Annotated in this window: 35 protein-coding genes; 33 read left to right on the top strand and 2 right to left on the bottom strand. The window is 60.4% G+C overall.

The features are described from left to right. Positions 1 to 7: 7 nt before the first annotated feature. From DX909_RS10265 to DX909_RS10225, 8 genes are all read left to right on the top strand, one after another. On the top strand, positions 8 to 202 hold the full coding sequence (locus tag DX909_RS10265) for a hypothetical protein (protein ID WP_128545083.1): 195 nt from the start codon (positions 8 to 10) through the stop codon (positions 200 to 202). Next, positions 202 to 726, top strand: coding sequence for a hypothetical protein (locus DX909_RS10260; protein WP_128545082.1), 525 nt, complete (start codon positions 202 to 204; stop codon positions 724 to 726). The genes DX909_RS10265 and DX909_RS10260 overlap by 1 nt, the downstream gene beginning before the upstream one ends. After that, positions 723 to 1,031, top strand: a complete 309-nt coding sequence (locus DX909_RS10255) for a hypothetical protein (RefSeq protein ID WP_128545081.1) — start codon at positions 723 to 725, stop codon at positions 1,029 to 1,031. The genes DX909_RS10260 and DX909_RS10255 overlap by 4 nt, the downstream gene beginning before the upstream one ends. 2 nt (positions 1,032 to 1,033) lie before the next feature. Then, on the top strand, positions 1,034 to 1,300 hold the full coding sequence (locus DX909_RS10250) for a hypothetical protein (protein WP_128545080.1): 267 nt from the start codon (positions 1,034 to 1,036) through the stop codon (positions 1,298 to 1,300). 53 nt (positions 1,301 to 1,353) lie between these two features. Beyond that, positions 1,354 to 2,178: a phage minor head protein gene (locus DX909_RS10245; protein ID WP_164851247.1), complete on the top strand. Its 825-nt coding sequence runs from the start codon at positions 1,354 to 1,356 to the stop codon at positions 2,176 to 2,178. Continuing rightward, positions 2,175 to 2,393 (top strand): hypothetical protein, encoded by a 219-nt coding sequence (locus DX909_RS10240; protein ID WP_128545078.1) that lies wholly within the window; start codon positions 2,175 to 2,177, stop codon positions 2,391 to 2,393. The genes DX909_RS10245 and DX909_RS10240 overlap by 4 nt, the downstream gene beginning before the upstream one ends. A 392-nt stretch (positions 2,394 to 2,785) precedes the next feature. After that, positions 2,786 to 3,025, top strand: a complete 240-nt coding sequence (locus DX909_RS10230; protein ID WP_128545076.1) for a hypothetical protein — start codon at positions 2,786 to 2,788, stop codon at positions 3,023 to 3,025. A 3-nt stretch (positions 3,026 to 3,028) separates the two neighbouring features. Then, positions 3,029 to 3,268 (top strand): hypothetical protein, encoded by a 240-nt coding sequence (locus DX909_RS10225; protein WP_128545075.1) that lies wholly within the window; start codon positions 3,029 to 3,031, stop codon positions 3,266 to 3,268. A 278-nt stretch (positions 3,269 to 3,546) separates the two neighbouring features. Here DX909_RS10225 and DX909_RS10220 read toward each other — a convergent pair whose 3' ends face one another. Next, the gene (locus tag DX909_RS10220) at positions 3,547 to 3,849 is read right to left on the bottom strand and encodes a hypothetical protein (RefSeq protein ID WP_128545074.1); all 303 of its coding nucleotides are present in this window, start codon (positions 3,847 to 3,849) and stop codon (positions 3,547 to 3,549) included. Between the two features lie 165 nt (positions 3,850 to 4,014). On the opposite strand from DX909_RS10220, the gene DX909_RS10215 reads away from it, so the two are divergent. The 13 genes from DX909_RS10215 to DX909_RS10155 are packed head-to-tail and all read left to right on the top strand — an operon-like array spanning position 4,015 to position 12,021. Next, complete coding sequence (locus DX909_RS10215) at positions 4,015 to 4,713, top strand: HK97 family phage prohead protease (protein WP_128545073.1); 699 nt, start codon at positions 4,015 to 4,017, stop codon at positions 4,711 to 4,713. 2 nt (positions 4,714 to 4,715) lie between these two features. After that, on the top strand, positions 4,716 to 5,975 hold the full coding sequence (locus DX909_RS10210) for a phage major capsid protein (protein ID WP_128545072.1): 1,260 nt from the start codon (positions 4,716 to 4,718) through the stop codon (positions 5,973 to 5,975). Positions 5,976 to 6,024: 49 nt separating this feature from the next. Next, positions 6,025 to 6,384 carry a hypothetical protein gene (locus DX909_RS10205; protein WP_128545071.1) on the top strand — a complete coding sequence of 120 codons (360 nt, stop codon included), beginning with the start codon at positions 6,025 to 6,027 and terminating at the stop codon, positions 6,382 to 6,384. Position 6,385: 1 nt separating this feature from the next. Continuing rightward, positions 6,386 to 6,616 (top strand): hypothetical protein, encoded by a 231-nt coding sequence (locus tag DX909_RS10200; protein ID WP_128545070.1) that lies wholly within the window; start codon positions 6,386 to 6,388, stop codon positions 6,614 to 6,616. Between the two features lie 2 nt (positions 6,617 to 6,618). Next, positions 6,619 to 7,188, top strand: a complete 570-nt coding sequence (locus DX909_RS10195; protein ID WP_128545069.1) for a hypothetical protein — start codon at positions 6,619 to 6,621, stop codon at positions 7,186 to 7,188. Beyond that, positions 7,185 to 7,499, top strand: a complete 315-nt coding sequence (locus DX909_RS10190; RefSeq protein WP_128545068.1) for a hypothetical protein — start codon at positions 7,185 to 7,187, stop codon at positions 7,497 to 7,499. Before DX909_RS10195 ends, DX909_RS10190 begins: the two co-directional genes overlap by 4 nt. Continuing rightward, complete coding sequence (locus DX909_RS10185) at positions 7,496 to 7,906, top strand: HK97-gp10 family putative phage morphogenesis protein (protein WP_128545067.1); 411 nt, start codon at positions 7,496 to 7,498, stop codon at positions 7,904 to 7,906. Before DX909_RS10190 ends, DX909_RS10185 begins: the two co-directional genes overlap by 4 nt. Beyond that, entirely contained in the window at positions 7,903 to 8,340 is a 438-nt protein-coding gene (locus DX909_RS10180) for a DUF3168 domain-containing protein (RefSeq protein WP_128545066.1), read from the top strand. The genes DX909_RS10185 and DX909_RS10180 overlap by 4 nt, the downstream gene beginning before the upstream one ends. 16 nt (positions 8,341 to 8,356) lie before the next feature. Then, a complete protein-coding gene (locus DX909_RS10175) occupies positions 8,357 to 8,794 on the top strand; it encodes a phage tail tube protein (RefSeq protein WP_128545065.1) in 438 nt (145 codons plus the stop codon). Between the two features lie 4 nt (positions 8,795 to 8,798). Then, a complete protein-coding gene (locus tag DX909_RS10170; RefSeq protein WP_128545064.1) occupies positions 8,799 to 9,239 on the top strand; it encodes a hypothetical protein in 441 nt (146 codons plus the stop codon). 53 nt (positions 9,240 to 9,292) lie between these two features. Then, positions 9,293 to 9,562 (top strand): hypothetical protein, encoded by a 270-nt coding sequence (locus DX909_RS10165; protein WP_128545063.1) that lies wholly within the window; start codon positions 9,293 to 9,295, stop codon positions 9,560 to 9,562. Beyond that, entirely contained in the window at positions 9,540 to 11,675 is a 2,136-nt protein-coding gene (locus tag DX909_RS10160) for a tape measure protein (protein ID WP_128545062.1), read from the top strand. The genes DX909_RS10165 and DX909_RS10160 overlap by 23 nt, the downstream gene beginning before the upstream one ends. After that, positions 11,668 to 12,021, top strand: a complete 354-nt coding sequence (locus DX909_RS10155; protein WP_164851246.1) for a LytR/AlgR family response regulator transcription factor — start codon at positions 11,668 to 11,670, stop codon at positions 12,019 to 12,021. The genes DX909_RS10160 and DX909_RS10155 overlap by 8 nt, the downstream gene beginning before the upstream one ends. Here DX909_RS10155 and DX909_RS10150 read toward each other — a convergent pair whose 3' ends face one another. Continuing rightward, positions 12,022 to 12,594: a DUF4468 domain-containing protein gene (locus DX909_RS10150; protein ID WP_128545060.1), complete on the bottom strand. Its 573-nt coding sequence runs from the start codon at positions 12,592 to 12,594 to the stop codon at positions 12,022 to 12,024. Positions 12,595 to 12,786: 192 nt separating this feature from the next. Between DX909_RS10150 and DX909_RS10145 the strand changes: the two genes are divergently transcribed. From DX909_RS10145 to DX909_RS10090, 12 genes are all read left to right on the top strand, one after another. Then, entirely contained in the window at positions 12,787 to 12,969 is a 183-nt protein-coding gene (locus DX909_RS10145) for a type II toxin-antitoxin system HicA family toxin (RefSeq protein ID WP_128545059.1), read from the top strand. A 29-nt stretch (positions 12,970 to 12,998) separates the two neighbouring features. After that, the gene (locus DX909_RS10140) at positions 12,999 to 13,382 is read left to right on the top strand and encodes a helix-turn-helix domain-containing protein (protein ID WP_128545058.1); all 384 of its coding nucleotides are present in this window, start codon (positions 12,999 to 13,001) and stop codon (positions 13,380 to 13,382) included. A gap of 199 nt (positions 13,383 to 13,581) precedes the next feature. Beyond that, positions 13,582 to 15,936 carry a hypothetical protein gene (locus tag DX909_RS10135; protein ID WP_128545057.1) on the top strand — a complete coding sequence of 785 codons (2,355 nt, stop codon included), beginning with the start codon at positions 13,582 to 13,584 and terminating at the stop codon, positions 15,934 to 15,936. Further along, entirely contained in the window at positions 15,933 to 19,079 is a 3,147-nt protein-coding gene (locus DX909_RS10130) for a hypothetical protein (protein ID WP_128545056.1), read from the top strand. The genes DX909_RS10135 and DX909_RS10130 overlap by 4 nt, the downstream gene beginning before the upstream one ends. 3 nt (positions 19,080 to 19,082) lie before the next feature. Next, positions 19,083 to 19,322: a hypothetical protein gene (locus DX909_RS10125; protein ID WP_128545055.1), complete on the top strand. Its 240-nt coding sequence runs from the start codon at positions 19,083 to 19,085 to the stop codon at positions 19,320 to 19,322. Then, positions 19,322 to 20,767, top strand: coding sequence for a hypothetical protein (locus DX909_RS10120; protein ID WP_128545054.1), 1,446 nt, complete (start codon positions 19,322 to 19,324; stop codon positions 20,765 to 20,767). The genes DX909_RS10125 and DX909_RS10120 overlap by 1 nt, the downstream gene beginning before the upstream one ends. 3 nt (positions 20,768 to 20,770) lie before the next feature. After that, positions 20,771 to 22,939 (top strand): hypothetical protein, encoded by a 2,169-nt coding sequence (locus DX909_RS10115; RefSeq protein ID WP_128545053.1) that lies wholly within the window; start codon positions 20,771 to 20,773, stop codon positions 22,937 to 22,939. A 4-nt stretch (positions 22,940 to 22,943) separates the two neighbouring features. Then, on the top strand, positions 22,944 to 23,288 hold the full coding sequence (locus DX909_RS10110; protein ID WP_128545052.1) for a hypothetical protein: 345 nt from the start codon (positions 22,944 to 22,946) through the stop codon (positions 23,286 to 23,288). Beyond that, positions 23,285 to 23,779, top strand: a complete 495-nt coding sequence (locus DX909_RS10105) for a hypothetical protein (protein WP_128545051.1) — start codon at positions 23,285 to 23,287, stop codon at positions 23,777 to 23,779. The genes DX909_RS10110 and DX909_RS10105 overlap by 4 nt, the downstream gene beginning before the upstream one ends. 4 nt (positions 23,780 to 23,783) lie before the next feature. After that, positions 23,784 to 24,308 carry a hypothetical protein gene (locus tag DX909_RS10100; protein ID WP_128545050.1) on the top strand — a complete coding sequence of 175 codons (525 nt, stop codon included), beginning with the start codon at positions 23,784 to 23,786 and terminating at the stop codon, positions 24,306 to 24,308. A 3-nt stretch (positions 24,309 to 24,311) separates the two neighbouring features. Next, positions 24,312 to 24,935 carry a hypothetical protein gene (locus DX909_RS10095; protein WP_128545049.1) on the top strand — a complete coding sequence of 208 codons (624 nt, stop codon included), beginning with the start codon at positions 24,312 to 24,314 and terminating at the stop codon, positions 24,933 to 24,935. Beyond that, entirely contained in the window at positions 24,932 to 25,279 is a 348-nt protein-coding gene (locus DX909_RS10090) for a hypothetical protein (RefSeq protein ID WP_128545048.1), read from the top strand. Before DX909_RS10095 ends, DX909_RS10090 begins: the two co-directional genes overlap by 4 nt. Position 25,280 lies beyond the last annotated feature (1 nt).

The following is a 25,280-nucleotide window of genomic DNA, read 5'->3' as shown; positions in this document are numbered from 1 at the left end:
ACCGACCATGAACCCCTACGCCACCGAAATCCAAGCCATTGACCCCGACCAGCCCCACGAAGGGCCGCGCCGCTTTAGAGGGCCGGACGTGTGGGCCGACGATGCCCAAGCGGCTCAGAACTTCTGCCGCAACCACGACCTCGGCTACTGCCGGGTGATCGGCGAGCGGTGCAGTGATGGAACGATACGAGAACTGAAGTGATGAGCAACTTTGAACTGTTGCAACGCAAGGCCTTTACCAATAGCGGTACGTTGTTGTTGGATGCGCCGTCATTCCGTCTTATTGACAAAGGGGTTTTAAAGGCCGCTAACGCCAAGATTAAAACATTCCGCAAACGACTCAAGGCCGACGCGCCGTTTGCCGAAATCGTTGGTGTACTTAGCGGGTACGACTTTGAAAGCACTGAGCGTAATGTAAGCGGCTACTGTGACACCTATAACCGGGTGATTGCCTACAGGGAGGGCGGACTGCCGACCCTTTACCACGAACTGGCCCACGCGATTCAGGCTGAGGAAGGCAAGTTTGTCGCAGCGAACGTTGAACTCTCGTGGTGGGCCAGGATGGAGCAGGAAGCCGAATCAATGGCCTTTTACCTATACAACCTGATTCACAGGGATGCGCCGTTGGGGGTTGACCATTTTGGGGCCTATTTCAACACCGAGCATCTTGATTTTCTGAGAGAGTACATGGATGGGTACGTACAAGACGACCTTTTTCAACCATGAAGCCCGACAAAGACACCAGCCAGCCCCTGAAGCCCCTGCGGGACATCTGGCCGGGGGGCGACGAAGCCGAGCCGGAAGCGGCTGACCTGCTGACCGCCCTACAGGAAGCCCCCAAGCCCCGCTACCACGTCGGGCAGGGGGTCTGGACGCTCGACGGGGAAACGCCCGTCTGCCGGCCCGTGTCGTGCATCGTCTTCGCGCAGGATCACTGGGTCTACTTTCAGGGCGAGGGTGTCCCGCCCTGCCGGGAGTCGGAGTTGTTCGGGACGCTGGACGAGTTGATGGAAGCACTCAAACGGGAATAGGTATGCAAGTTGAAAACCCCGAATACATTGATACCAGCGGCCGATTGACTCAAATGGCTAAAGAGTGGGACGAGGCCGAAAAGGCTAAGCCCTACACGCCACAAGAACGGGAGATCATGAACCTGATCGTAAAGGCGCACAACCTTTTTATTAAAGAGCCTACCACTCATCCTGACGAAATGCGGCAATGGGTGGACGGTATTCATGCCCTTCAGAATGTTTTGGGTTGGAGGATTCTACGAAGAGACTATCCTAACGAATTTAGATGACCGCCCATGAACAACGACGATACGCCAAAGAAGCCAGCCGATTCCAGCGGCGCATGGAACGACGCGCCTACCGAATTGCCGCCCGTGTGTTGCGGGAATGGCTCCAGCAGGTGCAGGATGCAGTGTCCGGTGGTGAAGGCGGGCCAGCCTCAGCCGAGAATCGTATTACCCGTGAAGCCGTATACCGTCTCATTGAGGAAATCTACAACGCCGTCGGCCCCGCCGCCGCTGAACGGGAGTTCCACCTCGTCCGGGAGCGGGTGCGGTTTGCCATGAAGCGGGAATCGGTGCTGTTCTCCGCCGGCTTCTTCTCCCGCAAGTGGCAGGAGTTGATGCGTACCCTGATGGCCGACAAAGACACGGCCAGCCGCGTACAGCAGATCACCGTCACCACCCGGCGGCTGATCCGCGACGCGCTGACGCGGGCGGCTACCGACCGGCTCGACATCCGGGCCACGGCAAGGCTGATCCGAGAGGTTTTGGGCGGCAGGGCGATGCGTAACCGGGCGCTGCTGATCGCCCGCACCGAGACGACGCGGGCCGCAAACCTGGGGGCGCAGATGGGGGCCGAAAGTACGGGGCTGGTGCTGGAAAAAGTCTGGATTGCCACGGGGGATTCGAGAACCCGCCCCGCCCACCGGGCCATGCTCGGCAAGCCTCCGATTCCGAAGGATGCGCTGTTTGTGGTCGGAGGGCGGAAGATGAAATACCCCGGCGACCCGGCGGGAGGGGCGGCTAATGTGGTCTCGTGTCGATGTGCCGTTTCGTATGTACCCAAGATGCGGAACGGGCTGCCGGTGCTGGCCCCTAAACCCGACATCCCGCAGCGGCTGGCGGCCGGGGAGTTGATGCAGGAACTAAGCGAAGAAACGGTATGAACACCTTCCCAACCAAGTTAGACCAGATTCGCGGGGCGCTATACGACGCCGAACTGGACTACGAATACATGGAACTTCTAAACCGCATTCGGCTGGAGGGTAGCCACGAAGAACTGTCTTGGTTGACCTTTGGCGGGCCTGAATACTCGATTATCACCTTCCACTTCAACGAACGGGACGAACTCACGAAAATCGACTTCGAGCATTCTTACTGACATGAGCAGAAGCAGAAAGAAAAAACCTTACATCGCGATTACGACCTGCGACAGCGAAAAGGACTGTAAACGGTTCGCTAATCGTTCTTACCGCCGAAAAGCCAAACAGGCTCTGATTCGGGAAAAGGAAGTCCTGCCACTAATGCGAGAAACCAGTAGCGTTTGGGATTTCGGCAAGGATGGTAAGTACTACCGGGCAAATCCATGCCCAAACTGGATGCGAAAATGAACAATTTAGAGACTCCCAAACCTGCCCCACCGCGTCCGCCTATGCGTGTCGTCAAAGTCGGCCCCGGCACTTACGGAATGCTGGCTCTGGCCTTTGGGTCATTGACCTTTACGTTAGGCTTAGGCATTCTCATGTATGCTGTGAAAAACATTCTGAACCACCTATGACGCAAATTGACCCGAACGCCGTTTGGCGGCTCAGAAAAAGGATTCAGGACACCTGTACGGCTTTGGATCTTCTGTTATTGGACATTCAGACCAGCCGGGCAGACATGACCCTCGACGAGGCCCGTGACCTCTACGACGAATTAGGCGAAAAGATACTGCACATGAGTCCAGGTTCGGACGCCCAGACGGAGTACATCATCATCCGGGCCAGACTCGGGGACAAATTCGACTTGTAACCTATGACGCAAAACAAACGACCGACGGATTACGACGCTTTCGTGACGCTCTACGAGAAGTGCAAGCGGGAGATTCACAAAGCCAGCCGGGAAGACGCTTTTGAGGCTGCTCAGGAGCTTTTTTTCGTGCGGTATGGGTTTTACCTGTCCGTCAAGTTCGACGCCTTCATCAAGCGGTATAACGCCAATTCTCCGGTCAAGCAGGGAGCAACCCGGACGCTGGCGGCGGCCCGGGCAAAGTAGTGCGGGAACGAAAGTAAAACGTGTAGGTGGCGGCATCCCCCGGATTTAGCCCACCCCCGTACCTGTAGTCGTCAAGATCAATAGTAATCTCCTTAAAGAGCCGGGTTAATTGCCTGATTCTGATTTCGTGAGACAGTACCCCACGCGGAAACCGAAAACGCATGTACGTGTCGTTAATGTCCACCATGTATTGCATCAGTGGCGTAACCAGGTCGATGATCTCCTGATCGTCGGCGTTAAAGCCTGATGAGGTGGCAGGCAGGTTACTTCTTCCCATGTTACCAATCTTCGTAGCTATCCAAAAGCCGTACCTTGTCCGAGTAGACCCTAAACTTACGCACTCTATCCGGCAACCGACCGAAAGAGAACCGAGCGTCGTCCGCATCGCGGAACCCTTTCGGCTTCTTCCCTGCAAAGCGTAGTTCAACGAACAAGGCCAGCGACTCGCAATCCATAAGATAATCGTACTCCATTCGCTGATAGGCAGTCACATCTTTGAGCCAGTGGCTAATCCGTTCGGGGTAACCTACCATCTTCAGGAACTTAATTCTCTGCTTTTCAGCCTCGCGTAGTGCCTCCATGTCAGGGACAGGCAGGTGGAGAAGTGACATAATCGGCTTCGTTTATACTCCTAATATACTAAAAATCAGGTAAAAACTACTCAATAGTCGGGTAAAATCTACCCGGATTCATCGCGCACGTATAGGGAACTTCGCTAACACAACTGTTAGCTAACGTTTCCGCCGGTGAAATTCAAAGACCTCAACATTAGTGTAACCGATGTCGATGCCGTCAAAGGCGTCATCACCGGCTACCTTTCCTATTGGGATTTGGTGGATAGCGACGGCGATTACACGGTCAAGGGCAAAACCTTCGTCAAGACCGTCGCCGAAAACGGGCCGGTCGGCACCGGACGCATCAAGCACCTGCTGAACCACAACACCACGCAGCCCGTCGGCGTCTTTCAATCCCTACAGGAAGATACCACCGGCCTCGGCTACGAATCCCAGCTCATCAAGAACCGGCAGGGGCAGTTCATCCCCAACGCCGAACTGATCATCGCCGGATTCGACAGCGGCTACAAATTCGAGCATTCCATCGGCTACCGCACCATCAAGGAGCAGAAGACCACCCGGGGCAACGAACTGGCCGAAGCGCAGCTGTTTGAAGGCTCCACGCTCACCTTCTACGGAGCCAACCCCAACACCCCCCTGACGGGCCTGAAATCCCACGCCGACGTGCTGGAGATGATGGAAGCGCTCGAAAAGATGCTCCATACGGGCCACTGGCAGGATGCCACCTACGAATTAATTCAAGCCAAATACAACCAAATCGGCCAATACCTCAAGAGCAAAACCACTGAGCCGGAAACGCCCACTCAGCCGGATGTCCAGCAGATCGCCGACGCCATCAAAAACCGTTTCACGATCAATCTCCGCAACTGACAATGGCAGACGAGAGCATGGTGGTCATCGAGAAAGCCCTCGACACCGCTAAAGAAGACATCACCAAGCAGGTGAAGGAAATTACCAGTGCCCTGGATCACCGGCTCAAGGCCGCCGAGGCGCAGGTGGCCGACAAAGGCAAGACCGACGAAGAGCTGAAGAGCGAGATCAAGAACCTCGCCCAGAAGCACCAGGAATACACCGAAGCCGCCGAGAAAAAGTTCGCCGAACTTCAGCGGTCGAAGGCTCCGGCCAGCGAGGACAACGGCAGGCCCAAGTCCTTCATCAAGCACCTGCACGAGCTGTTCTACGAGAAAGGCGAAGGCGGTATGACCATCGCCGAGCGCGTCAAGAACAACCGCAGCAAGCAGCCCATCGAGTTCGACCTGAAAGCCGTGGGTGACCTGTCGGCCTCCAACCTGACCGGCTCGTACTTCATCGGCTACGACGTGCGCCCGGGCATCATCAACCCGCTTCAGGAGTCGCACATCCGGCCCATCTTCCCGCAGGGGCAGACGACCAAAGACACCGTTCGCTTCGCCCGGGAAACCGGCGGTGAGGGTGCCTTCACGACGGTAGCCGCCGGGGGCACAAAGCCGCAGATCGACTGGGACCTTCAGATGTACGACGCCCCGGTGCGCAAGATCGCCGGGTACTTCCGCCTGCCGGAAGAGATGATGGACGACATCCCGTACCTGATGAGCTACCTGACGATGCGGGGGCTGGAAGAGCTGCGCAACGTCGAAGACGACCAGCTGCTCTACGGTGACGGCAACGGCCAGAACCTGACGGGCATCGACACGGTGGCGACGGCCTTCGCGGCCGGTGCGCTGACGGTCGCCTCGGCCAACAATTTCGACGTGCTGGTGGCCGCCAAGAAGCAGCTGCGCAAGCTGAACCTGCTGCCCAACTACATTCTGGTCTCGCCGGAAGACTACGCCAAGATGCGCCTTGCCAAAGGCTCCGACGGCCACTACATCTTCCCGGTCTACCCGGGCACCGACCAGATCACCGTCGACGGCACCATCATCATCCAGAACAACAACGTCAACGACGACGACTTCTACGTGCTGGACACGAAGTGGATGCAGGTTCTCGACCGCATGGCCGCTCAGGTTCGCCTGTTCGATCAGGACCGCGACAACGTCATCAAGAACATGGTGACCTGCGTGATCGAAGAGCGTCTGGCCTTCCCGATCTACCGGCCGCAGGCCATCGTGAAAGGGTCGTTCGATGACGCCATCGCCGCACTGACCGCGTAACTCACCGGGGGAGGGGGCCGACCTCTCCCCACACTTTCCTTTCACGGACATGAAAAAAGCACTGTTACTGTTCGGTATCGCCTTTCTGGCCCTCTCCTTCCGCACGCAGGCCCAAAGCCCGGTGCTGGGCAAGGTCACCAAAATCACGGCGGCTACCTCCACCTCTGGTACTATCGTGCTGGAGGATACGACGGCGACCCTGCCGGTGATCATCACCTACCGGCGCGGTGATCTACACGTAGTGGTTCACGGCACCACCACGGGCGCCCGGGTGCGGGCCTACGACAAGGGCGGGCGGCTGGTGTTCACCTCCGGCATCGGCAGCGTCCGGGTCGTGGGGGCAGGCAACGGCACGGCCAGCCCGACAGCGGCCCAGAAGGTAACGTACCTCATCGCCAACAGCTACTGACATGGCTAAGAACGACAACCCCCGCGTCAAGATCAGACTGACCGCCGAGTCGACCGCCGCTGCCTATGGCAAGAAGGTGGGCAATCAGGTGTCGGTCGATCCCGACGTGGCAAAAGCCCTGGTCGACAAGGGGCGGGCCGAATACATCGAAGAGAAAGAAGAGAAGACGGCCGCCAAAAAGACCACCAAAGAGGACAAAGCCGCCGACGAGCGCAAGACCAAAGAAGCCTGACCATGACGCCGACGCTGTCCATATCGCCCGTTGACACCGCCCTGCTGAACCGCACCGAGGACTTCCCCGTGTCGGCCGACGAGGTGGCCCAGCAACTGGAGATGGACAACGTAAGCGTCGAGACGACCGCTCTGCTGGAGGCGCAGATTCTGCCTGCCGTGGGGATGGTCGAAGGGTTTCTCGGTCTGTCGCTGACGGTCTCCGAGCGCACAGCCACCTGGTCATCGATGAGCGGGGTGACACGCCTGCCTTACGGGCCGGTCCACGCCTCGCCCGCCCCCACCGTAACCTACGTGGCCGGCACGTCCACGGTGACCGACACGACGCCGGGCGTGCTGACATCAGGCGGCTACCCGTACCTGCGGGGACGCTTTACCGATGGGGTGACGGTGGAATACACGGCGGGCTTCAGCACGGCCGACGATGCGGCCTACCCCTTGCCGGAGGAAATCCGGCGGGCGGTGATCGTCTGCGCGGCCGATTTGTACAGCCAGACGACGGGCTTTCAGCCTCCGCGTAAACTGACGGGCAACTGGCGGCAGCTGGTGGCGCATCTGAAACGGTTCTCATGATCCGCGCGAAAATCACCATCAGCCGGGCCGTAGTGATCGACGACGGGGCCGGGGGCAGCACCCAGGGGGAGGCCGAAGACATCTTCACCACCTCGGGCAGCGTCAAATTCGCCAAACCGACGATGACGTTGGAAAACCTGCAACAAGGCTTCGGGATGGTGCTGGTCTTCGACTTCTGGAACCAGAACGTGCCCGAGCTACGGGCGGGGGATACCTTAAGCTACGGCGGCAGCGCCTGGACGCTGCAAGGGCCGCCGCTGCCTCTGGATGAAACCCAGCGCGTGCTGCGCATCATCGCCATACAACGATGAAGGTGCGGGGGCTGAAAGAACTGGAACGTGATCTGGCCCGCCTCGCCCGTCAGGTACCCGAGGTCGCCGAGGCCGAAGTGGAAGCCACCGGGCGGCTGATCGAGGCGAGAGCCAAAGCCAATGCCCCCGTCGATACGGGCAAGCTGCGGCAGAGCATCACCTACGAGGCCACCAGCGGAGGCAAGGGGGCGAAAGTGACCGCCAACGCACCCTACGCACCTTACATCGAGTTCGGCACGGGTGGACGGGTGGATGTACCCGACGGCTGGGGTGATCTGGCCGCCGCCTTTCGGGGCCGGGGCATCCGAAGCGTCAACCTTCCGGCCCGGCCCTTTCTGATTCCGGCCTACAGCGCCGAAACCCGCGCCCTGATGGAGCGGCTGATGCAGTACCTAAGAAGACTATGATCGACACGGCCACCGCCCTCCGTACCGCCTACGTTCAGTGCCTTTCGGGCCTGACGGTGAACGGCACGGCCGTGAAGGTCTACGATACCCAGGCGCCGGATACGGCCGCCGACCCCAAACTGGTCATCACTTCGGTGACGGCCACGGGCGATAACACCAAGACCACCTTCGGCCAGGAGGTCGAACTGAACCTGTCGGCGGTGACCACCGGGGCGGGCAACCAGATCGGCTTCAAACGCTCGGAGGACGTGCTGAACGCAGCGTTAGACCGCATCCTGCCCGCGCCGGGCGAGCATGGACTGCCGCAACAGCCCGGACTGAACATTTACGGCGTGTCGCTGGTGACGACCTTCCCCCTGTCCGCCGCGTCGGGCGGGGTGATTTTGTACCAGCGCATTGCGACCCTGAGACATCTGATTCACGAAACGACTTAAAACAACCTAAAAAGCAATGGCAACAACTGCATTTGAGGGCGGCCAGCTCAAACTCTACAAAGTCACTACGGGGTCACCCGATACCGAGACGCTGATCTCAATGCAGGTGACCACCTCGTTTTCGCTGTCTCGCGCCGCGATAGACATTACCAATAAAGACGGCAATGATTGGGAAGAAAGTATTCCTGGCTTAAAATCCGGTACGCTCGACCTGACCGCCCGCATCGACACAGCCCCAGCCACCGGCAAGATGGGCATTGAAGACACCTTCGCGTTGTTCGATTCGGGAGCAGTAACCCGTTGGCGGCTGAAAGGCACCGTTGGTGGTGACGAGGTGAAGCTGGACTTCGAGGGCTGGGTGGAATCGCACGATCTGACGCTCGACAATCAGGCGGCTGCCGACGTTTCGCTGACCATCCATGTGACGGGCGCGGTATCTATCACCATCGACTAAGCCTATGCGACTGACGGCCCGGATCACCGACGGCGAAAAGACCCTCCACCTCACCTTTGGTACCTACGCGGCCAAACGGTTCTGCGACCTCATGGAGTGCAGCGCCGACGAACTGGACATGCTGACCCAGTTTTCGGGGCGTAACCTGCACCGCGCAATGGTCGCAATGATGCAGGCGGGTGCTGAACATGCGGCAATGGCGATGGATTCCAACGTCAGGCTCACCGAGTTTGAAGCCTGCGAATGGATTGACGCGGCCGACAAGGAAGGGCAGGGAAAGGCGATTCGTGACGCCTTCTGCGCTTCCATCCTCAACATCCACCCCGACAAGGTGGATGAGTGGTTTGCAGGGCTGAACGACCGCGTCGCCGAGGCCAATGCCGCGCTGGAGGAAGCAAAAAAAAAGGCGCAGGACGGGACAAGCCCGTCACCTGGCGAGAGTTAGAATCCATCGCTACGGGCGAGATCGGCCGCACGTTCCGCGAGTTCTGGTTCGAGATGTCTTTCGGCCAGTTCCGGGTGCTGGCCGAGGGCTACTGGCAGAAGCAGCGCCGATTGCAGGAAGAGGCTATTCGACGGGAGCGGGTAACGGCTACGCTGATCCGCAACCAGTACGCTAAAAAACCCATCGAACCGCACAAACTGTGGCCGCTGCCCTCGGACCGCCCCGACACGCAGGGACTCGAAGGCGGGCAGATTCTCAAGCTACTCTACGCCAGCCTGAAACACCTCAACAAAGAAAAGAATGGAACGCCGGTTAACCGTTGAGATTACGCTGGACCCCTCCGATCTGGAACGGGGGGCCAACCGCGCTGAAGGCCGCATCCGCAGGCTCGGCCAGTCGGCACAGTCGGTCGGCCAGCAGATGGACCGGGGCTTCAAACTGCCGATGGGCAGTCTCAACAATTTTGTCGGGGGGCTGCTGTCCATGAGTGCCGCCATCGCAGCGGCCAAACAGGGCTTACAGATCGTGTCGGACTTTCAGCGGATGGACACGTCCCTGAAAGCCGTTTCCTCTTCGGCGCAGGATTACGCCCGCACGCAAAACTTCCTGAAGGCGACCGCCGACCAGTACGGGCTTTCCATTGAATCCCTTTCCAATGCCTACAAAGGGCTGAAAGCCGCCTCCAACGGCACGGCCCTGCAAGGTGAAGCCACCGAGAAAATATTCCTGGCCGTCTCCAAAGCCTCGGCCGCCCTGCAACTTTCCAGCGACCAGACCGAAGGCGCCCTGCTGGCCCTCTCGCAGATGATGTCGAAAGGCACGGTCTCGGCGGAAGAACTTCGGGGTCAATTGGGTGAACGCATCCCCGGAGCCTTCGGGCTGTTTGCAAAAGCGGCAGGGGTGTCGGAACAGCAACTCGGAAAGATGCTGGAACAGGGGCAGGTAGCCGCCAGTGATGTACTGCCTAAGTTCGCTGAACAGTTAGAGCGGGTCTACGGGGCCAACGCCCAGGCAAACGTCAATACGATGGCAGGGCAGTGGCAGCGGGCCACCGATCAGATTAAACTACTTGTCTCAGAGTTCAGCCAGACGGCGGGCATCGACACCTTTTTCGCCAAACTCGGCAAGGGCATCGCTTCCTTCGCGCAGGGCCTCCGCGCCCTGGTTGGAGGCAAGGATTTTCTGGCGCTGCGCGATCTGCTGAATCCCCGGCTGGCGGCGACCAAGCTGGAGTTGTTCGGGGCCAACGCCGGCCGGGTTCAGGACTTTAAAATCAAGGGACTGCCCGAACGCATCAAGGAGTTTGAGGGGGTGCAGCAGGCCATTGAGGACGTAAAGACCGAACTGGAGGTGACCGACTGGTCGGCCATCGCCCGTTTGAAGCGCGGGCCGTTCAGTCGCACCAAAGAAGAGGTAGAGGCCGAACTGACGTCGCTGCAACAACTGTTGAAAGACTACTCCCGCGCCAACGCCGAACTACGGCGGCAGGAGCGGGGCGCGGGCAATGCGCCCGTCATCAAACCGTCCGGGGGTGGGGGTACGACCAAGACCACCAAAGAACATTTCCGGGAAGCCTATACCATCTCCGACGTCTTTAAGAAGCAGCTGGATATTGTCGAAAAGCAGATTGCCGACTTCAAGGCCAAGAATCCGGGCGTCGAGGTGCCGGTGGAGCTGCGCATGAAGCAGGGCTTTTTGCAGGACCGCATGGGCATCGCCGACAAAACCGACCTGCCGTTTGTGCAGGCCTTCCAGCACCAGATCGAAGGGCTGGGCAAGTGGTTTGAAACCAACCCCGCCCTGCCGGGCATGAAGAAGTTTTTCGAGGGGCTGAATAAAGAGGCTGAGAAGCAAAAAGACGCCTTCGCCAATATCCTGATGAATATGGCCGAGGACATTCGCTATGCCGGGATTGAAACCGCCATGAGTGCCGCCGAAGGGTTCGGGCAGATTGCCGTGAGCCTGTTTACCGGCACGCAGAGCGCGTTGAAACAGATTCTGAGTATGGGGGTGGGCCTGCTGGCCGACTATCTCAACAAAGTGGCGCAGTCGAAGATTATTGCCGGTCTGGCGATGATCGCGGCAGGGGCGGTCTCCTTAGACCCCTTTCTGGTCGCCAAAGGGAAAGGCAACCTGAAAGCGGGGGCGGGGCTTAAACTGGCATCCGGGCTGGTGCGAGGAATGGGCAACATGATCCCCCAGCTTGCCACCGGCGGGGCGGCCACCGGCCCGACGCTGGCGATGATCGGTGACAACTACGACGCCCGCATCAACCCCGAATATGTCCTGCGGGGCGACCAGGTCAACACCCTTCTGGATAAGTACGGAGGGGGTGGGGGTGGCCTGAACGCCATTCCCGATACGGTGCGGTTTATTGCCCGGGGTCAGGACCTGGAAGCGGTTCTTCAAATGCGAAACCGGGAGCAGGGTGGCTGAGCCGGTCATCACCATCCGCAGCTACGGCCACGCTCCGGTGACCCTGACGCACCGGCAGATTCTCTACCTTCGGGCCGAAGGTAAATACACCCGCTTCTTTCTCACCGATAACCGCGAGGTATTGAGCAGCTACACGCTCAAGCGATACAACGCGCTTTTGCCGCATTTCTGGCGCACTTCCAAGACCTACCTAATCAATCCCCTCTACGTGCGGAAGTACGCTCACCGGGGCGGAATAGCGGCTCAAAACGGGTATGTAAAACTAAAGGGCGGACTACACTTTGAGGTGGCCCGTCGCCGGGTGGCCGACTTCCCCTTCAAGTACTTCCGGGCGTACAAAAGCTGATTACCAGTCGTCTTTCTTCGGGGCCTGCATCGCCTTTTTAAAGGTGGCTAAAAAGCCTTTGAAGCCTTCGTCCATCACCACAATGCCCTGTTTGGCCTGCTCGATCTGTTTCTCACTGAGTTTGACCTTTTCCATGTACATCGTCCGCATCTGTTCAATGGAGGTTCGGTCTAATGGGTTGCCAGGAATTGAGATGGCAATGTTTTTCACTTCGTAACGGTATCGTCCGTCCTTGAATTGAATCTCTATCGGAATCCAGTAGCGCCCGGACCCCTGGAAGCCCGTTGACGGACCAAAACTGATGCTTACAATGCCTTTAGCCGCCAGCAGCTTGCCCGGGTCATCTACCTGGATGACCGCATCAGCATTGTTGAACTGATTGAAGAAGAAAGCCTTCGCCTTGTTGTACAGGTCGGTAGCCGATACGCCCGGCACCTCTACTACTTCCGTATACGTCCACAGCCCCGTTTCCGGGTTCAGGGGCATATTCAGTTCCTCCGGCTTCATATACCGCTTTTGCCCTACGGCCGCCAGCGACCAGAGCATCAACACCAGCACCACACTCGTTCTCATTGCCTTTCAACGTTTTGATAGGCAATAGTAGCACATTGTATGCCAGAATGTCAATACTGTGCTTCGTGAACGGCTGCGGGGGGTGGGTGAACTGCTGCGGGGGGTGATGAAAAAAAGTCACAAAAAAGTGACTCAATTATTTGGATATGTGGCGCAAATATGCGACCTTTATAGAGTCAAACAATCGCACACATGACGGCTAAGCAAATCCTCAAAATCCTCCACGACGACGGATGGGTCAAGAAAGACCAGAAGGGTAGCCACCTTCAACTCGTTCATCCCGTTAAACGTGGAAAAGTGACGGTTCCGATGCATTCGGGTGACTTACCCCGGGGAACCATCAAATCGATTCTTAAGCAGGCAGGTCTTCAATGACCTGTCTGCCTGTTTATAACTTGTAAATCATGGCAAAACACAAAAACATCGTCCTGGTCGTGGAAAAGGCCGAGGACGGCAAGTTGTGGGGGCGCGTCAACTACGATGACAACCTGCTGGTTGACTATGCGGATGATCTGGAAACCCTCAAGGTGCAGATGACGGTTCTGTTGAAAGAGTTCAATGAGGTGGGTGATCCCCTCGAATGGGACGTCCGCTATGACCTGACGGCCTTCTTTGAATCGCATCCGTTTCTCAACATCAGCCGGATTGCCGAAGCGGCCGGCATGAACCCGAGCCTGCTGCGGCACTACGTCGCGGGCAGCAAGCACCCGTCGGCCGAGCAGGTCAAAAAGATCGAAGACGCCGTTCGGCAGCTGGGCCAGAAACTGGTCAACGTTTCCCTTGCCTGAAAGGGCAATTTTTCGTATCTTCTAAACGGTTGGTTGCCGTCTCCAGGCAGGCCGCACCACCCCCAGCAAAAGGTTGCAAAGCTGACAGAAAGCCCGGCCCAACGGTCGGGCTTTCACTCGGTTAGGGGGGGGCTGACATTGTAGTAAACGGCACGATTGCCCCTCGGGGCCGGGGTAACTTTGGGAAAGCCCCAAGACCATGCCCACGCCGGCCGGATACAACCTACGATTCTGGACCCGCTACCGGGAGCGTTCGCTGCCCGGCACGACCGACCTGGGCCGCCGCAAGCGCATTCACATCTACCTGAAGGGCTACGAGGGCAACCCCGACGAGCTGGAGCGCGACGAGGACTATATCACCGGGGGCGGTGACCCCTACCGCATCGAGACGGAAGGCAGCAACACCGACCCTTTCGAGCCGATCCTGGGCAAGAAGGCCACCATTCGGCTGGTCACCCGCGACACCTTCGCCCTGAAAGACCTCTACACCGACGACGACCGCACGTTCTTCGTCACCGTCGAAGCCGAGGAGACGGCGGACAACTGGGTGAATCTCTTCAGCGGCTGGATTACCCCCTTCGATGCCTCTGAGCCGTATGCTTCCGCACCCTATCCCGTGTCGTTTACGGCCAAATGCGGGCTTCAGACGCTCAAAAACATCGACTATCCCGGCGCTTCGCGGGTGTGGCCGTCCATCTCCACGGTCATCGAATGCCTCTCCCGGCTCGACTACGAATACCCGTTCGCCTTCTCGCTCAAACTGGCCGAGCAGAACCAGCTGGTGAGCGGGGATTACCCCACCGAGCCGTTCAATACGCTCTTTACCACCAAGCACAACGACCTGCGGTTTCAGGATGCGAACGGCGTCTGGCAGTCGTGCTACGACGTGCTGCGGGGGATACTCCTATCCTTCGGCGCCCGCATCGTGCAGGAGAACGGCGCCTTCCGCATCTACCGGGTGGGCCTCTACGCCGATACCGACGCGGGCAACCCGGCCATCGAGTGGGTCTACTACACCGACCCGGCCGACTGGGTGACGCCCGAGCTGATCGTCGAAGAGGTCGGCAAGCCCGTCTACCGCAGCTATGATCTGAAGCCCATCACCGGGGCGATGCTCTCCATCGAGCCGCAGTACCATAAGGTCGTCGTCAACCTCGAATACGGCCGGGAAAAGAACTTTCTGTCCAACACCGGCTACGAGAACATGGCCTCGGGCTTTCCCGTGGGTTACACCAAACTCGGGGGTATCGTCGCCTCGCGCGTGGGCGCGGGTACGGTGGAAGACCCCTATCGCCTGAGAATCGAAGGCACTTCGGACGCGGGAGCGCAGAAAAGCGACCCGCAGGCCGTCCAGCTGCCGGTGGTCACCATCACCGACGGCTACAGCGGCACCGACGAATGGACGCTTTCGGGCGAATACATCAACATCAACAGCCGGGGGCTGAAACTGCGCATCGTCGCCTACAACCCCGAAGGGCCGACCACCTACATCCTCCAGCCGGACGGCAGCTGGAAAGACAACAACGACCGGGGCAAGTCCCTGTACTTCTTCGACACCAACGAATACCAGGCGGGCGTGGGCATCACCAAAGCGCGGCCCACGAAGGGCAAACGCTTCTCGGTGACCATGCAGCCCGTCCCGGCGGGGCAACAGTACCAGCTGATCATCTACGCCTACCGGCCGATTAATTTGCAGGGGCAGACGGGTAGCCCCACCCCGGCCATTGAACTGAAGAACTTCTCGCTCAGCCGCGTCGACAAGTCCCGCGAGGCGATGCGCAGCGAGAAGTGGTCCGCCGAACTGGAGGGCATCGAAGGCCCGCGCCGGAAGACCGACGAGGTGATCGTGCCGCTGGGCGACCAGCAGGGCGCCCGCTTCGACTACATCACCGTGCCGCTCTCGGGCGTCCCGCAGCACCATACGGCCTACCGGCTGAACTACGCCTCGCTGCTCCGCATCGACGGACAAACCGGCACGTCGGGCTGGGTGTCCGATCCCGACCCGTTCGACAACCCCGCCCCGCTGGTCAAGATTCTGGCCCGCGACCGGCTGCGGCTTTTGGGCAAGCCCCGGCAATGCTACGACGGCGAGCTGTTCTGCCAGACCGACCTCAGGGCCTACGACGTGCTGCTGTTCCCCGAGCTGGGCGGCCTGCGGATGCTGATTCTGACGCTGGAATACACCGACCGCTACCGCATCGCCAAAGTGCGGGCCGTCGAGATTCCGGCCGAGGTCGGCTCGATGGTCTACACCAGCGAATGGGAGGATAGCAGCGGCAATCGGGTGCCCATCCTTGATACGGGCGACGGCAGCACCATTTCACCCAACACCGGCACCATCAACGGCAACGACGCCAGCTGGAAGGTGCAGCTGCTGCTGAAAGAGATGGCAACCGGGTTGGTCAAACTGGAAGTAGAAGGTGATGACGGACAGGGCAACAAGCCGCTGCCTCGACTTGACCCGGAGCGCCTGATTCTGCGTGTCCGGGATGCCGGTCGGGATCAACTGGTCGAATCTGTTACTAAGGTTTTAGTTGGCATGAAAGTACGATGAACGAACGCACGATAACTGTACGGAACCCGGTTTTTGACCCCCAAAAAGGCATCGTCTGGGAGTACTCGCTGGATAACGTCCACTGGCAGACCAATCCGGTATTTGAAGCCGACGAAAACGGTGATGCGTTCGTTCCGGGCCGTACCTACGATGTATTCGCGGCGGCCTTTCGAGGGCTGCCCGATGAAAAAGTTTTGGTTGCTGAATACACCTTTGGTTCCACCGATGGACGAGCAAACTTACAAGGATTGGACTCCGTACTCAGCGTCGATTCGGTCTCCGGGCGCATGGCGACCTTCGGCGGCCTCCGCCTCAACGACACCACCTGCTACGAGGAAGTAGACTGCGCCGCCGGGTTCATCAAGCAGCCCAACGGCACCATCCGCCTGGTGGCGACCTCGGCCACGGGCGGGGGTGAGCAGCAGACCCCGCCCACGGTTCCGGCGGGCATCACCGACCAGACGGCCATCGCGGGCCAGCCCTTCTCGTGGCAGTTTCCGGTCTTCCCCGGGGCGGTGCGCTACGCCATCACGGCCCCGCCGATGGGCATGATCCGCGACGAGGTGAACCGGGTCATCAAGACGCCCGACCCCCCGGCCGCCATCACCACCCAGCCCGGCAGCACCATCGTTAAGCTCACCGGCATCGGCCCCACGGGCCTGTCGACGTCGGTGGATATTCTCATCACCATCCAGCCCGCCCCGGTTCCCGAGCTGTTCACCGACATCTTCTGGTCGGATGAGGGCGGGGTGCTGTTCCTCTACGCCTTCGGCACCGGCGAGCAGATGCGGCTGGAGCTGCTGGACTCGGCCGATGTCGTCGTTCTCTCCGAACGCGCCTGGAGCCAGACGGGCCTGACCAAAGGCAGTTTGTTCGATGGCGTCTCCGACTTCTCCTACGTGATGATCGGCCCGGTGGATGGGGAAGAATACACGCTGCGGGCGCACGTGGAAGGCTCGCCCAACGTCATCGAGGAACAGTTTACTTACGAGGCCGGCGGGCAGGGCCGCATCTACCCCGAACCGTCCAACATCGTCGTGGGCAAGGCCATCACCGCTTCGAGCGGCACGGCCACCCACGCCAACGATGACGACGACGCCACCTTCTGGCTGTCTTCCAACGGCGCCCAGGAGGGCCTTCAGGTCGATCTGGGCAAGGATTACGTGCTGGACGAACTGGAGATCATTGCCGACGGACTGCCGGGCGCCAACGGCACCGGCGGGCTGTGGCTGATTTTGGCCAAAGACGGCGTGACGCTGCCCGCCATGACGACGGGGACGCTCACCAATGTCATCAATACCCCGGGCGTGTCGGCCACGCAGAACCTGGCAGGGATTAATGACTCCTGGCCCGTTGATCTGGGTAACCCCCGGCCGACGACGCGCTACATCCGCCTGCAACAGTCGGCCACGGGTGTGGCGGTCAAAATCAATGAGCTTCGCGGATCGGGGCACGTCAAGGTCAACACGCCCCCGGCGGTGCTGACGCCCATCGGCAACGTCACGCGGCAGGAAGGGCAGACGTGGAACCTGGACATTAGGCCCAACTTCAACGACGCCGACCTGGATAACCTGACCTACCGGGCCAAAGAGGTCGACAGCGCCGGGGCCGAAATCGGCAACCTCCCTTCATGGGTGACCTTCTCGGGCGGGGTGTTCTCCGGTACGGCGGTCTTCGGGGGCGCAGCCGGAACGACCACCGACGCCCGGCGCATCCGGGTCTGGGCCTCCGACGGGCAGGCCGAGACGCCCGCCGACTTTACGCTCACGGTCAACAAGGTCAACGTCGTCCAGTCGCTGACCAAACTGATCTTTCAGGTCGAAAAGACGGGCCAGCAGGCGGGAACGGCGCTGTTTACGGTCGATGCGGGGACGTGGGACGTGCAGGTGCAGGGCGTGGGCTTCACCTACAACCCGCCCGCTCCGGCGATCAAGACGGCGGCCACGGGCGCCTTCACCGACGACAACGGCGGCAGCCACAACCGCCGGGCCATCGGCTTTACGGGCCTGCAACGCGGCAGCACCTACAAGGTCATCGTGCGGCAGTCGGACAACCCGGGCAACCAGTTTTCGGCCAACGTGACAGTCACCGACAACACGACGAACATGACCGTGCAGCTGTACCCGGCCACCACCTCGGACAGCATCACCAACGTCTACTACGACGTGACCCGGCTTTCCTCAGAGAAGAAGGCCACCCTGCGCTCGGACGCCACGGCGCTGGTGCAGTTCCGGCTTCGTACCACGGGCGGCACGACGGTCATCGACTGGACCGACGGGGCGATTCCTTCGGGTAAGACCTATTACGAGCTGATTTCCAACGCCGTGCTGGCCGACGGGGGCTACATCGCCGAAGCGCGGCTGAAGACCAACACCTCGGCCGTTCAAAACACCTCGTTTACGGTCGGCACGCTGGTATCGCCCTCCATTGTCCGCATCGGCATCGCGCCCAACTCCATCGTCAACGGCATCTGTCGGTCGGTGGTCGTCTACGGGGAGGTTACCACGGGCAACCTCGAATATACCTGGTACGTCTATCCCGATGATTGGGGGACGATGGGGACGGGCAGCTACCCGCAGGGCTACAACCGGATGGCGGGCGGCATCGGCGGCAACGAACTGTCGGGCATCGAGTTTGAGACGCCCCGGGAGTTCAAGTTTCGGCTGCCCAACAGCACGCAGGTCATCTCGGTCTACTACAGCCGTAACGGGGATGCTGTCGGCACCATCCGGCAGGTCTACCCGGCCCGCCCGGTGGACGCGCCGGCGCAGAACCGCACCATCACCGCCCAGAACGACGTCTACGACTTCCGCGTCCGCCACGCAGGCGGCAAAGCCTACGTCTCCAACATCCGCAATTACAACAAGGCGGGGTACAATAACCTGCTGTTCTGGGAAAATGGCGCCATTACCAACGGGTTCAACGGTACCAGCCTGAACAGTATTCCGGTCGGCACCTTCGTCGGCTCGGAACTGGAAGTGGAAATCGACCCCGAACCCATGATGTTCGCCTGGTTTGTCACCAAGTCGACGACGGGCGCGGACTTGAATTTGAACACCAACGACCAGGGCAGCCCCTACTACCAGTGGATCTGGTTTGCCGGGCGCGGCACCCAGGAAGTCTATACCAACCTCCCCAGCTAAGACATGGAAAAGCCGAAACGATACAAAATTCAACAGCGCATCCTGACGCCGGGCAACAAGAGCTTTAGCCCCTACGGCAATTCGCTCATTGATGTGGGCCATGCCGAAACGCTCGACCAGGTGAAAGCCTGGTACAGCGAAAACCAGACCGTCAACAGCCATCGGGTGTGGGTCTTCGATAACGAGGCCGAAGACGGCGGTGCGTACCTGACCCCGGAAGAAGTGCAAACCCTCTTACGCTGATGCCCGAAATCGTCGACACCCGCTTTGAACCCGGCCAGCTGGCGCTGTACCCGTACCTCTACGACCCGATGACCTTACCGGCCGGGCGGCTGTACGGGGCGTATCCGCTGCTGCACCCCGACAACAACAAATACTATACGGTGGGCGTCACCCATCTGGATCATAGCGGCTGGGGCTTCGACAACACCAAGCGGGCGACCAGCCACAAGATCACCGGCGCCAATGTGATGAAAAACAACGGGGCCAACGTCTCCGGGGCGGCCAACATGACCCGCACGCAGGTGCGCAACGCGGCCAACCAATCCGCCTGTACGTTCTTCTTCGGCAACCAGAACCAGGAGGGCGAGTACTACGTGGCGGCCGGGTCGAATCAGGCGTTCTGGTACAACGAACGCATCCAGGAGATTCAGCTGGCGGATTTTGGCGCCAATGCCATCAACTACGGCAGCTACGGCGATACGTCGATGTACAACGCCGACACGCTGGTGGCCTCGAATGCCCTCAGCAGCAGCTTCGTCAACCGCTACGCCAACGCGACGGCCGCCAAAGCCTCCATCCCGTTTTTCAACAACACGTATACGGCGATGGACGGCAGCACCAAGACGCTGGCCGACGTGCATACGGCGGCCAACATCCGCCTGTACCCGCAGCAGCCCTACAACAACAACGCGCTGGTTCACCGGGCCATGCACGTTGAGGACTGCTACGTCATCGCGGGCTGGACCAAATACATCGTCTGGTTCGTCTGGCCGCCCTACGAGTCGGTCGGCGAATCCATCGCCCATTCGGGATGGCCGTATGTGTTCCGCACGACCAACCCCGCCGGTAAAGTGGAAGCGTTCGGCCATCTGCACATTCCCACCTCGCAGGCGGTAGCGATGGGCTTCTGGGCCATGCAGGGCGCACCCGGCGCCGACAAGAAGGGGCTGGTGCCCTTCAGCCAGGGCGGACGCGGGACGGCCGACATCAACAAACAGCACGCCTTCGGAATCTGGTACGGCGGCAAACCGCTCGAACGGTGGACGCCCGACCCGGGCAGCCCTTCGTCGTTTCCGTGGACATCGGAAGGGCAGCTGGGCTATTCTCAGGAGCCGAACAAGGGGCACGACGGCTACCATTCGGGCGTCACCCGCTGGAAGAAAAGTTACGACGCGCTGGGCGGCTACGGCACGAAAGCCTACGCCCAGGTGAGCTACGACGGCGGGGCCACCTGGAAAGACCCCGGCTCCAGCCCGTACATCCTCTACATGCTCAGCCAGAAGGCGGGCATCGCTGAAACGGAGGTGCTGTCGGGAAAAATCAAGGTGTGTTTCTACGACCCGTTCCTGCCGCCGAAAAAGGCGCAGCCGGGCATCCGCATCAAGCATATGGCGACCGGGCAGGTGTTCGCCTTCACCAAACCCGTCGTCGGCAACGAAACCAAAGCCGAAGTCTTCAACCTCTAACCGATGGCAGAGAAAACGCAAATACATGGAGGTGATCTTTTGGAATGCAGCGTCCCGCTGAGCAAACTGTGCTGGCCGGTGCCCGCCGATCAGCCGCCCGCGCTGGATACCTACCCAGCGTCCTACGGGCTGGTTAAAAAGCTCATCGACGGCATCGAGATCGGCGAGCCGGACTGGGCCGAAATGCCCGCCACGGGAGGCTTTCCCTCGCACCTGATCGTGCTGAACGCGGCGCAGAACGCCTCGCGGCTGGCCGTGGAGAACCTTTTGACCGACTACCCCGTGCAGGCGTTCGTGCAGCCGGGCGACAGCAACTGGTCGCTGGCGCTGAACCGCATCGTGCAGCGGTTCCGGGATGCGGGGCTACCGGGGCAGATTTCCTTCCCGGCCGGGGAGTTCGAGGGCATCAACCCGTTTGCCATCGACATGGACGGCATTAAGATCAAGGGGATACCCGGCCAGACGATCTTTAAACGTTCGGCGGCCCGGGGCAACGGCTTTGAAACCCGCCAGAACAACGTCATCATCGAGGGCATCACCTTCGACTGCGACGACAGCCCCATCGAAGGTGGCTTCTGGCTCTCGGGCAACGAAAACACCGTCCGCCTGTGCGAAGTCAGAAACGGGGACGCCACCTCCTTTGTGGTCTCCGGGGTGTTTTCGGACGGTCAGCAGTTCAACGTCGTGCCCACGGCCAACAACCGCGTTGAGTTCTGCATTGCCCGGGGCCAGAAACAGTACCACGCCGTCGGCGGCAAGGCCAGCTTTCTGGCCGGTGACGACGCCCGCAGCACCGTGTTCACCTACTGCTACAGCTACGACTGCAACGGGGACGCCTTCGATAGCGACAACGCCCCGGATACGGAGTTTCTCAACTGCCACGCCTACAAATCGGGCACGCTGAACCCTTCGGCGGGCTTCTGGACGGAAGGGGAGCAAAGCAACCCCTTCGGCCACCGCGTGACGCTGTTTAACTGCACGGCGACGAACTTTCTGATCGGCTTCGGCTGCTCGGAGAAGGCGAAAGTGCAGATGGAGGGCTGCAAGGCGTTCGAGTGCGTGTCGGGCTTCGAGGGGCTGAACAACGAGTTTTTGCTGGAACTGACCGGCTGTAAAGCCTACAAGTGCGGGGGCGGCCTGTCCGGCTCGGATACCGACGGGGTGTTCTCTTTCTCCGGCCCGGCCGTGATGTCCCACTGCTACTCGGAAGGCACGCTGGCGAAGTTCTCGGTCGCCAACTACTCGGGGGCTTCCCTGACGAACACCACCCTTACCGTGGAAGCCTGCAACCTGGATTCTTCGATGCAGGTAGCCTACGAGAATAAGGGCAATCAGTTCATCCGCATCATCAACACCACCTTCCGCGACGGGGTGATCAACTGGCAGCAGTCGGACGGCACGTCGACCCGGCAGGTGTTCATCGACGGCCTGTACATCAAGGGGTATATCGCCGGGGCAAGAATCGGGCGGGCAGTGATCTATAACTCGCATTTTGTGGCGGGCAACAATACGCAGACCGCCGTGGCGCTGAACATCACCCAGCCCAACACGATCATCTTTACCAGCCATTTCTCGGGCTACGCCCACATCACCAACTACGCGGAGTCGGGCTTCGGCATCACCCACGACGGCATCGTCAACCCGCCCCCGGCCGTCAGCCACAACCCCTCACTGTACGTGCAGGGGACGCATTCGAGCCGGGCTACCTTCCGCACGGAAGCGACTTCAGATACGCCTTCAGGCTTCGATACGATCAACGCGGCTCCGGGGGTGACGGGCTACCCGGCCGACCCCTTCGGCATCAACTGGTGGTACCGCACCCGGAACCATCTGGCGCACCCGGGCGGGGAATACTGGACGAATGACTTCATCAGCAACCTCAACGGGAGCTACATCGGCTGGCGGCTCAGAAACGGCTTCGACAATACGTGGTATGCGACCATCCGGGCGCTGACCACGCAGGCCATGTCGGGCCTTGCCGACGGCGATCTGGTGCAGTACGACGGCTCGGGCTTCGTCAACGGCCTGCCCAAGATGCGCAGCAAGGCGGGGGCGCCCACGGCCTCGGACATTCCGGCCTCGCGCTACGCCGTCTACAAGAACACCAGCGATAACAGCGTCAAACTGTGGGTCAACGACGGGGGGACGCTCAAATCGGTAACGCTCAGCTAAGACCATGTGCAACTGCGGAAATACGACCACTATCCCCCGCGATCAGGAAAGCATCGCCCTCGACAAGATCGTCTGGGTCGGCGGGCGGCCCGTGCTGCCCAATTACCCGGCCCCCCGCGACTGGATCGAGTCCGAACTGGCCAAGCTGCAACCGGGCGCGGCCGGCGTGGCGAAGGAAGTAGACGACTATACCGCCCTGACGCTGGAGCCGAACCCCATCCTGCCGACCAAGTACCGGGTGCTCAGCGAGGAGAGCGCGGGCCTGGGGCAGGGCATCTACCCGGCGGGGGAGTACACGCTCTTTGGCAACGGGGATATTGTCGGTCCCCAAAACATCCGCTACCGATGACAACTGACCTCAGACCCCAGCGCCGCCGGGTGGCCCTCTACCGGGGCAACGCCTACCTCGCCCGGGTGCGGTTCACCCTCTCGGACGGGGCCGACCCCCAGCCGGTGACGGCTGAACTGTGGCAGTACGGGCGCAAAAGCTCGATGCAGCCCACGATCTCCGCCGACGGGGACGATACCCTCGTCACGCTCTCGGGCCTTCAGACGGGCAACTTAGGGGCATCCACGGCGGTGCTGAAAATCTTCTGGGGCGGTGAGGTCGCCGGTGAGGTCGAACTGAAGGGCCTGTCGGGCGGGGCGGGCGCTTCCAATGACCCGCAGGAGGTCAACCTGACCTTCGAGCTGCCGGACGAAACGACGCTGGCCTTCGCCATGACCGTCCGCGTGGAAGGCGAGGACGGCCTGCCGGATGAACTGACCGAGTTGATCGAAGAGAACATCGAGGACGCCCCGGATTTTCGATTCATGTACTTAATCGCAAAAATGACCTAAAGCAATGGCAACACTCGCATCCCGCTTAAGCGACCTGATCACCGCCGTCGGTGGCGACATTAAAACCGCCTTTACCCGTATTGGTACACTGGCCGACCTCGACACCACCGACAAGGACAGCCTCGTCGACGCCATCAACGAGGTGCTGGGCGTGGCCGAAGCCGCTTCCGGGGGTGGCACCAGCATCAATGACGCCGTCGAGAACTCGACGACCCAGACGTGGTCCAACAGCAAGATCCGCGCCGAGATCGACGAGGCCAAGTCCGACGCCAAGAACGAAATCCTCGGCGGGGTGGGCACGGCCTACGACACGCTGGCCGAAATCGCTACCGCCCTACAGGCTAACGACACGGCCGATGCGGCCCTGGTAACGGCGGTGGGCAACCGGGTGCGGCATGACGTCAACAACCAGGGACTGAACTCGACGCAGAAGCAGAACGCCCGCACCAACATCGACGCCTACGGCTCGGTCGAAATCGGCAACCCCGACACCGACCTGGTGGCTCTGTACAACACGGCAAAAGCATAACCGATGGCGACGCTGATTTCACGGCTTTCGGACCTGATTACCCAGATCGGCGGCGACATCAAGGCGGCCCCGTATTCATCGCTGCTGGCGGGAGACCGGGCCATCAACGGCGTCAAGGTCGAGACATTCCCGATTTCTTCGCTGCAATCCTCTTCGACCAGCATGACCTCGGGGGCGGTGTACCATCACGCCTTTCTGGCCCCGTTCACCGAGACGGTGACCCAGATGGGCACCTTCGTTTCAACCAACCTGGGCGGGGGCGATACCGGAACCGGCAAAAACGGGCATGGCATTTACGAATGGGACACGGTCAACAGCCGTTTCAACCGCCTGGGTTGGGTCGATATGCGGACCATCTGGGCAGCGGGCGGGGCGGGTGAGAAGGTCGGCACGCTGGACACGCCGGTCAACCTGATCCGGGGCCGGGTCTATTACTTCATGATTATCGGCACGGGTACGACGATGGTCAACTTCCGGGCGGCCGGCCCCGCGTACCTTACCAACATCAACAAGACGGCTGAACCCTACCGTTCGGGCAGCAAGGCCTCGGCAGCCCTGGATGCCACGCTGTCAACCTTCAACGCACTGAACGTTAACCAGCTAATTCCTTATATCTACGCGAAATGAGCGACTCAACCAAGTTCTCCCCGATCCCGCCCCGCTCGGCCCCGGCCGTCAATCTGGGCATGGATGCGGCCGACGGCATCCGCGAACTGGTTTACGATGCAGCGGGTGCCTATGCGCGCACGCCGGGCGACGAAATCCGCGTCAGTGTCGGAAATGCAAGTGTCGCCACCTATGCCGACGCGCTGACCTACGTAACCACGTATGAGACGGCGACACCCTCGGGCCAGCGCCGGTATCACTTCGTCGAGGTGACCGCCGACGAGACCGCCGGGGGCGTGCCCTCGCTCTACCGCTACGTACCTACCGATTCAAGTCCTAAACTCCGCTGGATCGTCGAAGCCTGAC

Origin of the sequence: Larkinella soli (assembly GCF_003703975.1) — a bacterium.
Taxonomy (GTDB): domain Bacteria; phylum Bacteroidota; class Bacteroidia; order Cytophagales; family Spirosomataceae; genus Larkinella; species Larkinella soli.
The sequence above is the reverse complement of the archived record's forward strand: the minus strand, read 5'-3'. Positions and strand labels throughout refer to the sequence as shown.

Coding starts and splice junctions, on each gene's coding strand:
- DX909_RS10265 (WP_128545083.1), top strand. CDS start 8: ATGAACCCCTACGCCACCGAAATCCAAGCCATTGACCCCGACCAGCCC.
- DX909_RS10260 (WP_128545082.1), top strand. CDS start 202: ATGAGCAACTTTGAACTGTTGCAACGCAAGGCCTTTACCAATAGCGGT.
- DX909_RS10255 (WP_128545081.1), top strand. CDS start 723: ATGAAGCCCGACAAAGACACCAGCCAGCCCCTGAAGCCCCTGCGGGAC.
- DX909_RS10250 (WP_128545080.1), top strand. CDS start 1,034: ATGCAAGTTGAAAACCCCGAATACATTGATACCAGCGGCCGATTGACT.
- DX909_RS10245 (WP_164851247.1), top strand. CDS start 1,354: ATGGAACGACGCGCCTACCGAATTGCCGCCCGTGTGTTGCGGGAATGG.
- DX909_RS10240 (WP_128545078.1), top strand. CDS start 2,175: ATGAACACCTTCCCAACCAAGTTAGACCAGATTCGCGGGGCGCTATAC.
- DX909_RS10230 (WP_128545076.1), top strand. CDS start 2,786: ATGACGCAAATTGACCCGAACGCCGTTTGGCGGCTCAGAAAAAGGATT.
- DX909_RS10225 (WP_128545075.1), top strand. CDS start 3,029: ATGACGCAAAACAAACGACCGACGGATTACGACGCTTTCGTGACGCTC.
- DX909_RS10220 (WP_128545074.1), bottom strand. CDS start 3,849: ATGGAGGCACTACGCGAGGCTGAAAAGCAGAGAATTAAGTTCCTGAAG.
- DX909_RS10210 (WP_128545072.1), top strand. CDS start 4,716: ATGGCAGACGAGAGCATGGTGGTCATCGAGAAAGCCCTCGACACCGCT.
- DX909_RS10205 (WP_128545071.1), top strand. CDS start 6,025: ATGAAAAAAGCACTGTTACTGTTCGGTATCGCCTTTCTGGCCCTCTCC.
- DX909_RS10200 (WP_128545070.1), top strand. CDS start 6,386: ATGGCTAAGAACGACAACCCCCGCGTCAAGATCAGACTGACCGCCGAG.
- DX909_RS10195 (WP_128545069.1), top strand. CDS start 6,619: ATGACGCCGACGCTGTCCATATCGCCCGTTGACACCGCCCTGCTGAAC.
- DX909_RS10190 (WP_128545068.1), top strand. CDS start 7,185: ATGATCCGCGCGAAAATCACCATCAGCCGGGCCGTAGTGATCGACGAC.
- DX909_RS10185 (WP_128545067.1), top strand. CDS start 7,496: ATGAAGGTGCGGGGGCTGAAAGAACTGGAACGTGATCTGGCCCGCCTC.
- DX909_RS10180 (WP_128545066.1), top strand. CDS start 7,903: ATGATCGACACGGCCACCGCCCTCCGTACCGCCTACGTTCAGTGCCTT.
- DX909_RS10175 (WP_128545065.1), top strand. CDS start 8,357: ATGGCAACAACTGCATTTGAGGGCGGCCAGCTCAAACTCTACAAAGTC.
- DX909_RS10170 (WP_128545064.1), top strand. CDS start 8,799: ATGCGACTGACGGCCCGGATCACCGACGGCGAAAAGACCCTCCACCTC.
- DX909_RS10165 (WP_128545063.1), top strand. CDS start 9,293: ATGTCTTTCGGCCAGTTCCGGGTGCTGGCCGAGGGCTACTGGCAGAAG.
- DX909_RS10160 (WP_128545062.1), top strand. CDS start 9,540: ATGGAACGCCGGTTAACCGTTGAGATTACGCTGGACCCCTCCGATCTG.
- DX909_RS10150 (WP_128545060.1), bottom strand. CDS start 12,594: ATGAGAACGAGTGTGGTGCTGGTGTTGATGCTCTGGTCGCTGGCGGCC.
- DX909_RS10145 (WP_128545059.1), top strand. CDS start 12,787: ATGACGGCTAAGCAAATCCTCAAAATCCTCCACGACGACGGATGGGTC.
- DX909_RS10140 (WP_128545058.1), top strand. CDS start 12,999: ATGGCAAAACACAAAAACATCGTCCTGGTCGTGGAAAAGGCCGAGGAC.
- DX909_RS10135 (WP_128545057.1), top strand. CDS start 13,582: ATGCCCACGCCGGCCGGATACAACCTACGATTCTGGACCCGCTACCGG.
- DX909_RS10130 (WP_128545056.1), top strand. CDS start 15,933: ATGAACGAACGCACGATAACTGTACGGAACCCGGTTTTTGACCCCCAA.
- DX909_RS10125 (WP_128545055.1), top strand. CDS start 19,083: ATGGAAAAGCCGAAACGATACAAAATTCAACAGCGCATCCTGACGCCG.
- DX909_RS10120 (WP_128545054.1), top strand. CDS start 19,322: ATGCCCGAAATCGTCGACACCCGCTTTGAACCCGGCCAGCTGGCGCTG.
- DX909_RS10115 (WP_128545053.1), top strand. CDS start 20,771: ATGGCAGAGAAAACGCAAATACATGGAGGTGATCTTTTGGAATGCAGC.
- DX909_RS10110 (WP_128545052.1), top strand. CDS start 22,944: ATGTGCAACTGCGGAAATACGACCACTATCCCCCGCGATCAGGAAAGC.
- DX909_RS10105 (WP_128545051.1), top strand. CDS start 23,285: ATGACAACTGACCTCAGACCCCAGCGCCGCCGGGTGGCCCTCTACCGG.
- DX909_RS10100 (WP_128545050.1), top strand. CDS start 23,784: ATGGCAACACTCGCATCCCGCTTAAGCGACCTGATCACCGCCGTCGGT.
- DX909_RS10095 (WP_128545049.1), top strand. CDS start 24,312: ATGGCGACGCTGATTTCACGGCTTTCGGACCTGATTACCCAGATCGGC.
- DX909_RS10090 (WP_128545048.1), top strand. CDS start 24,932: ATGAGCGACTCAACCAAGTTCTCCCCGATCCCGCCCCGCTCGGCCCCG.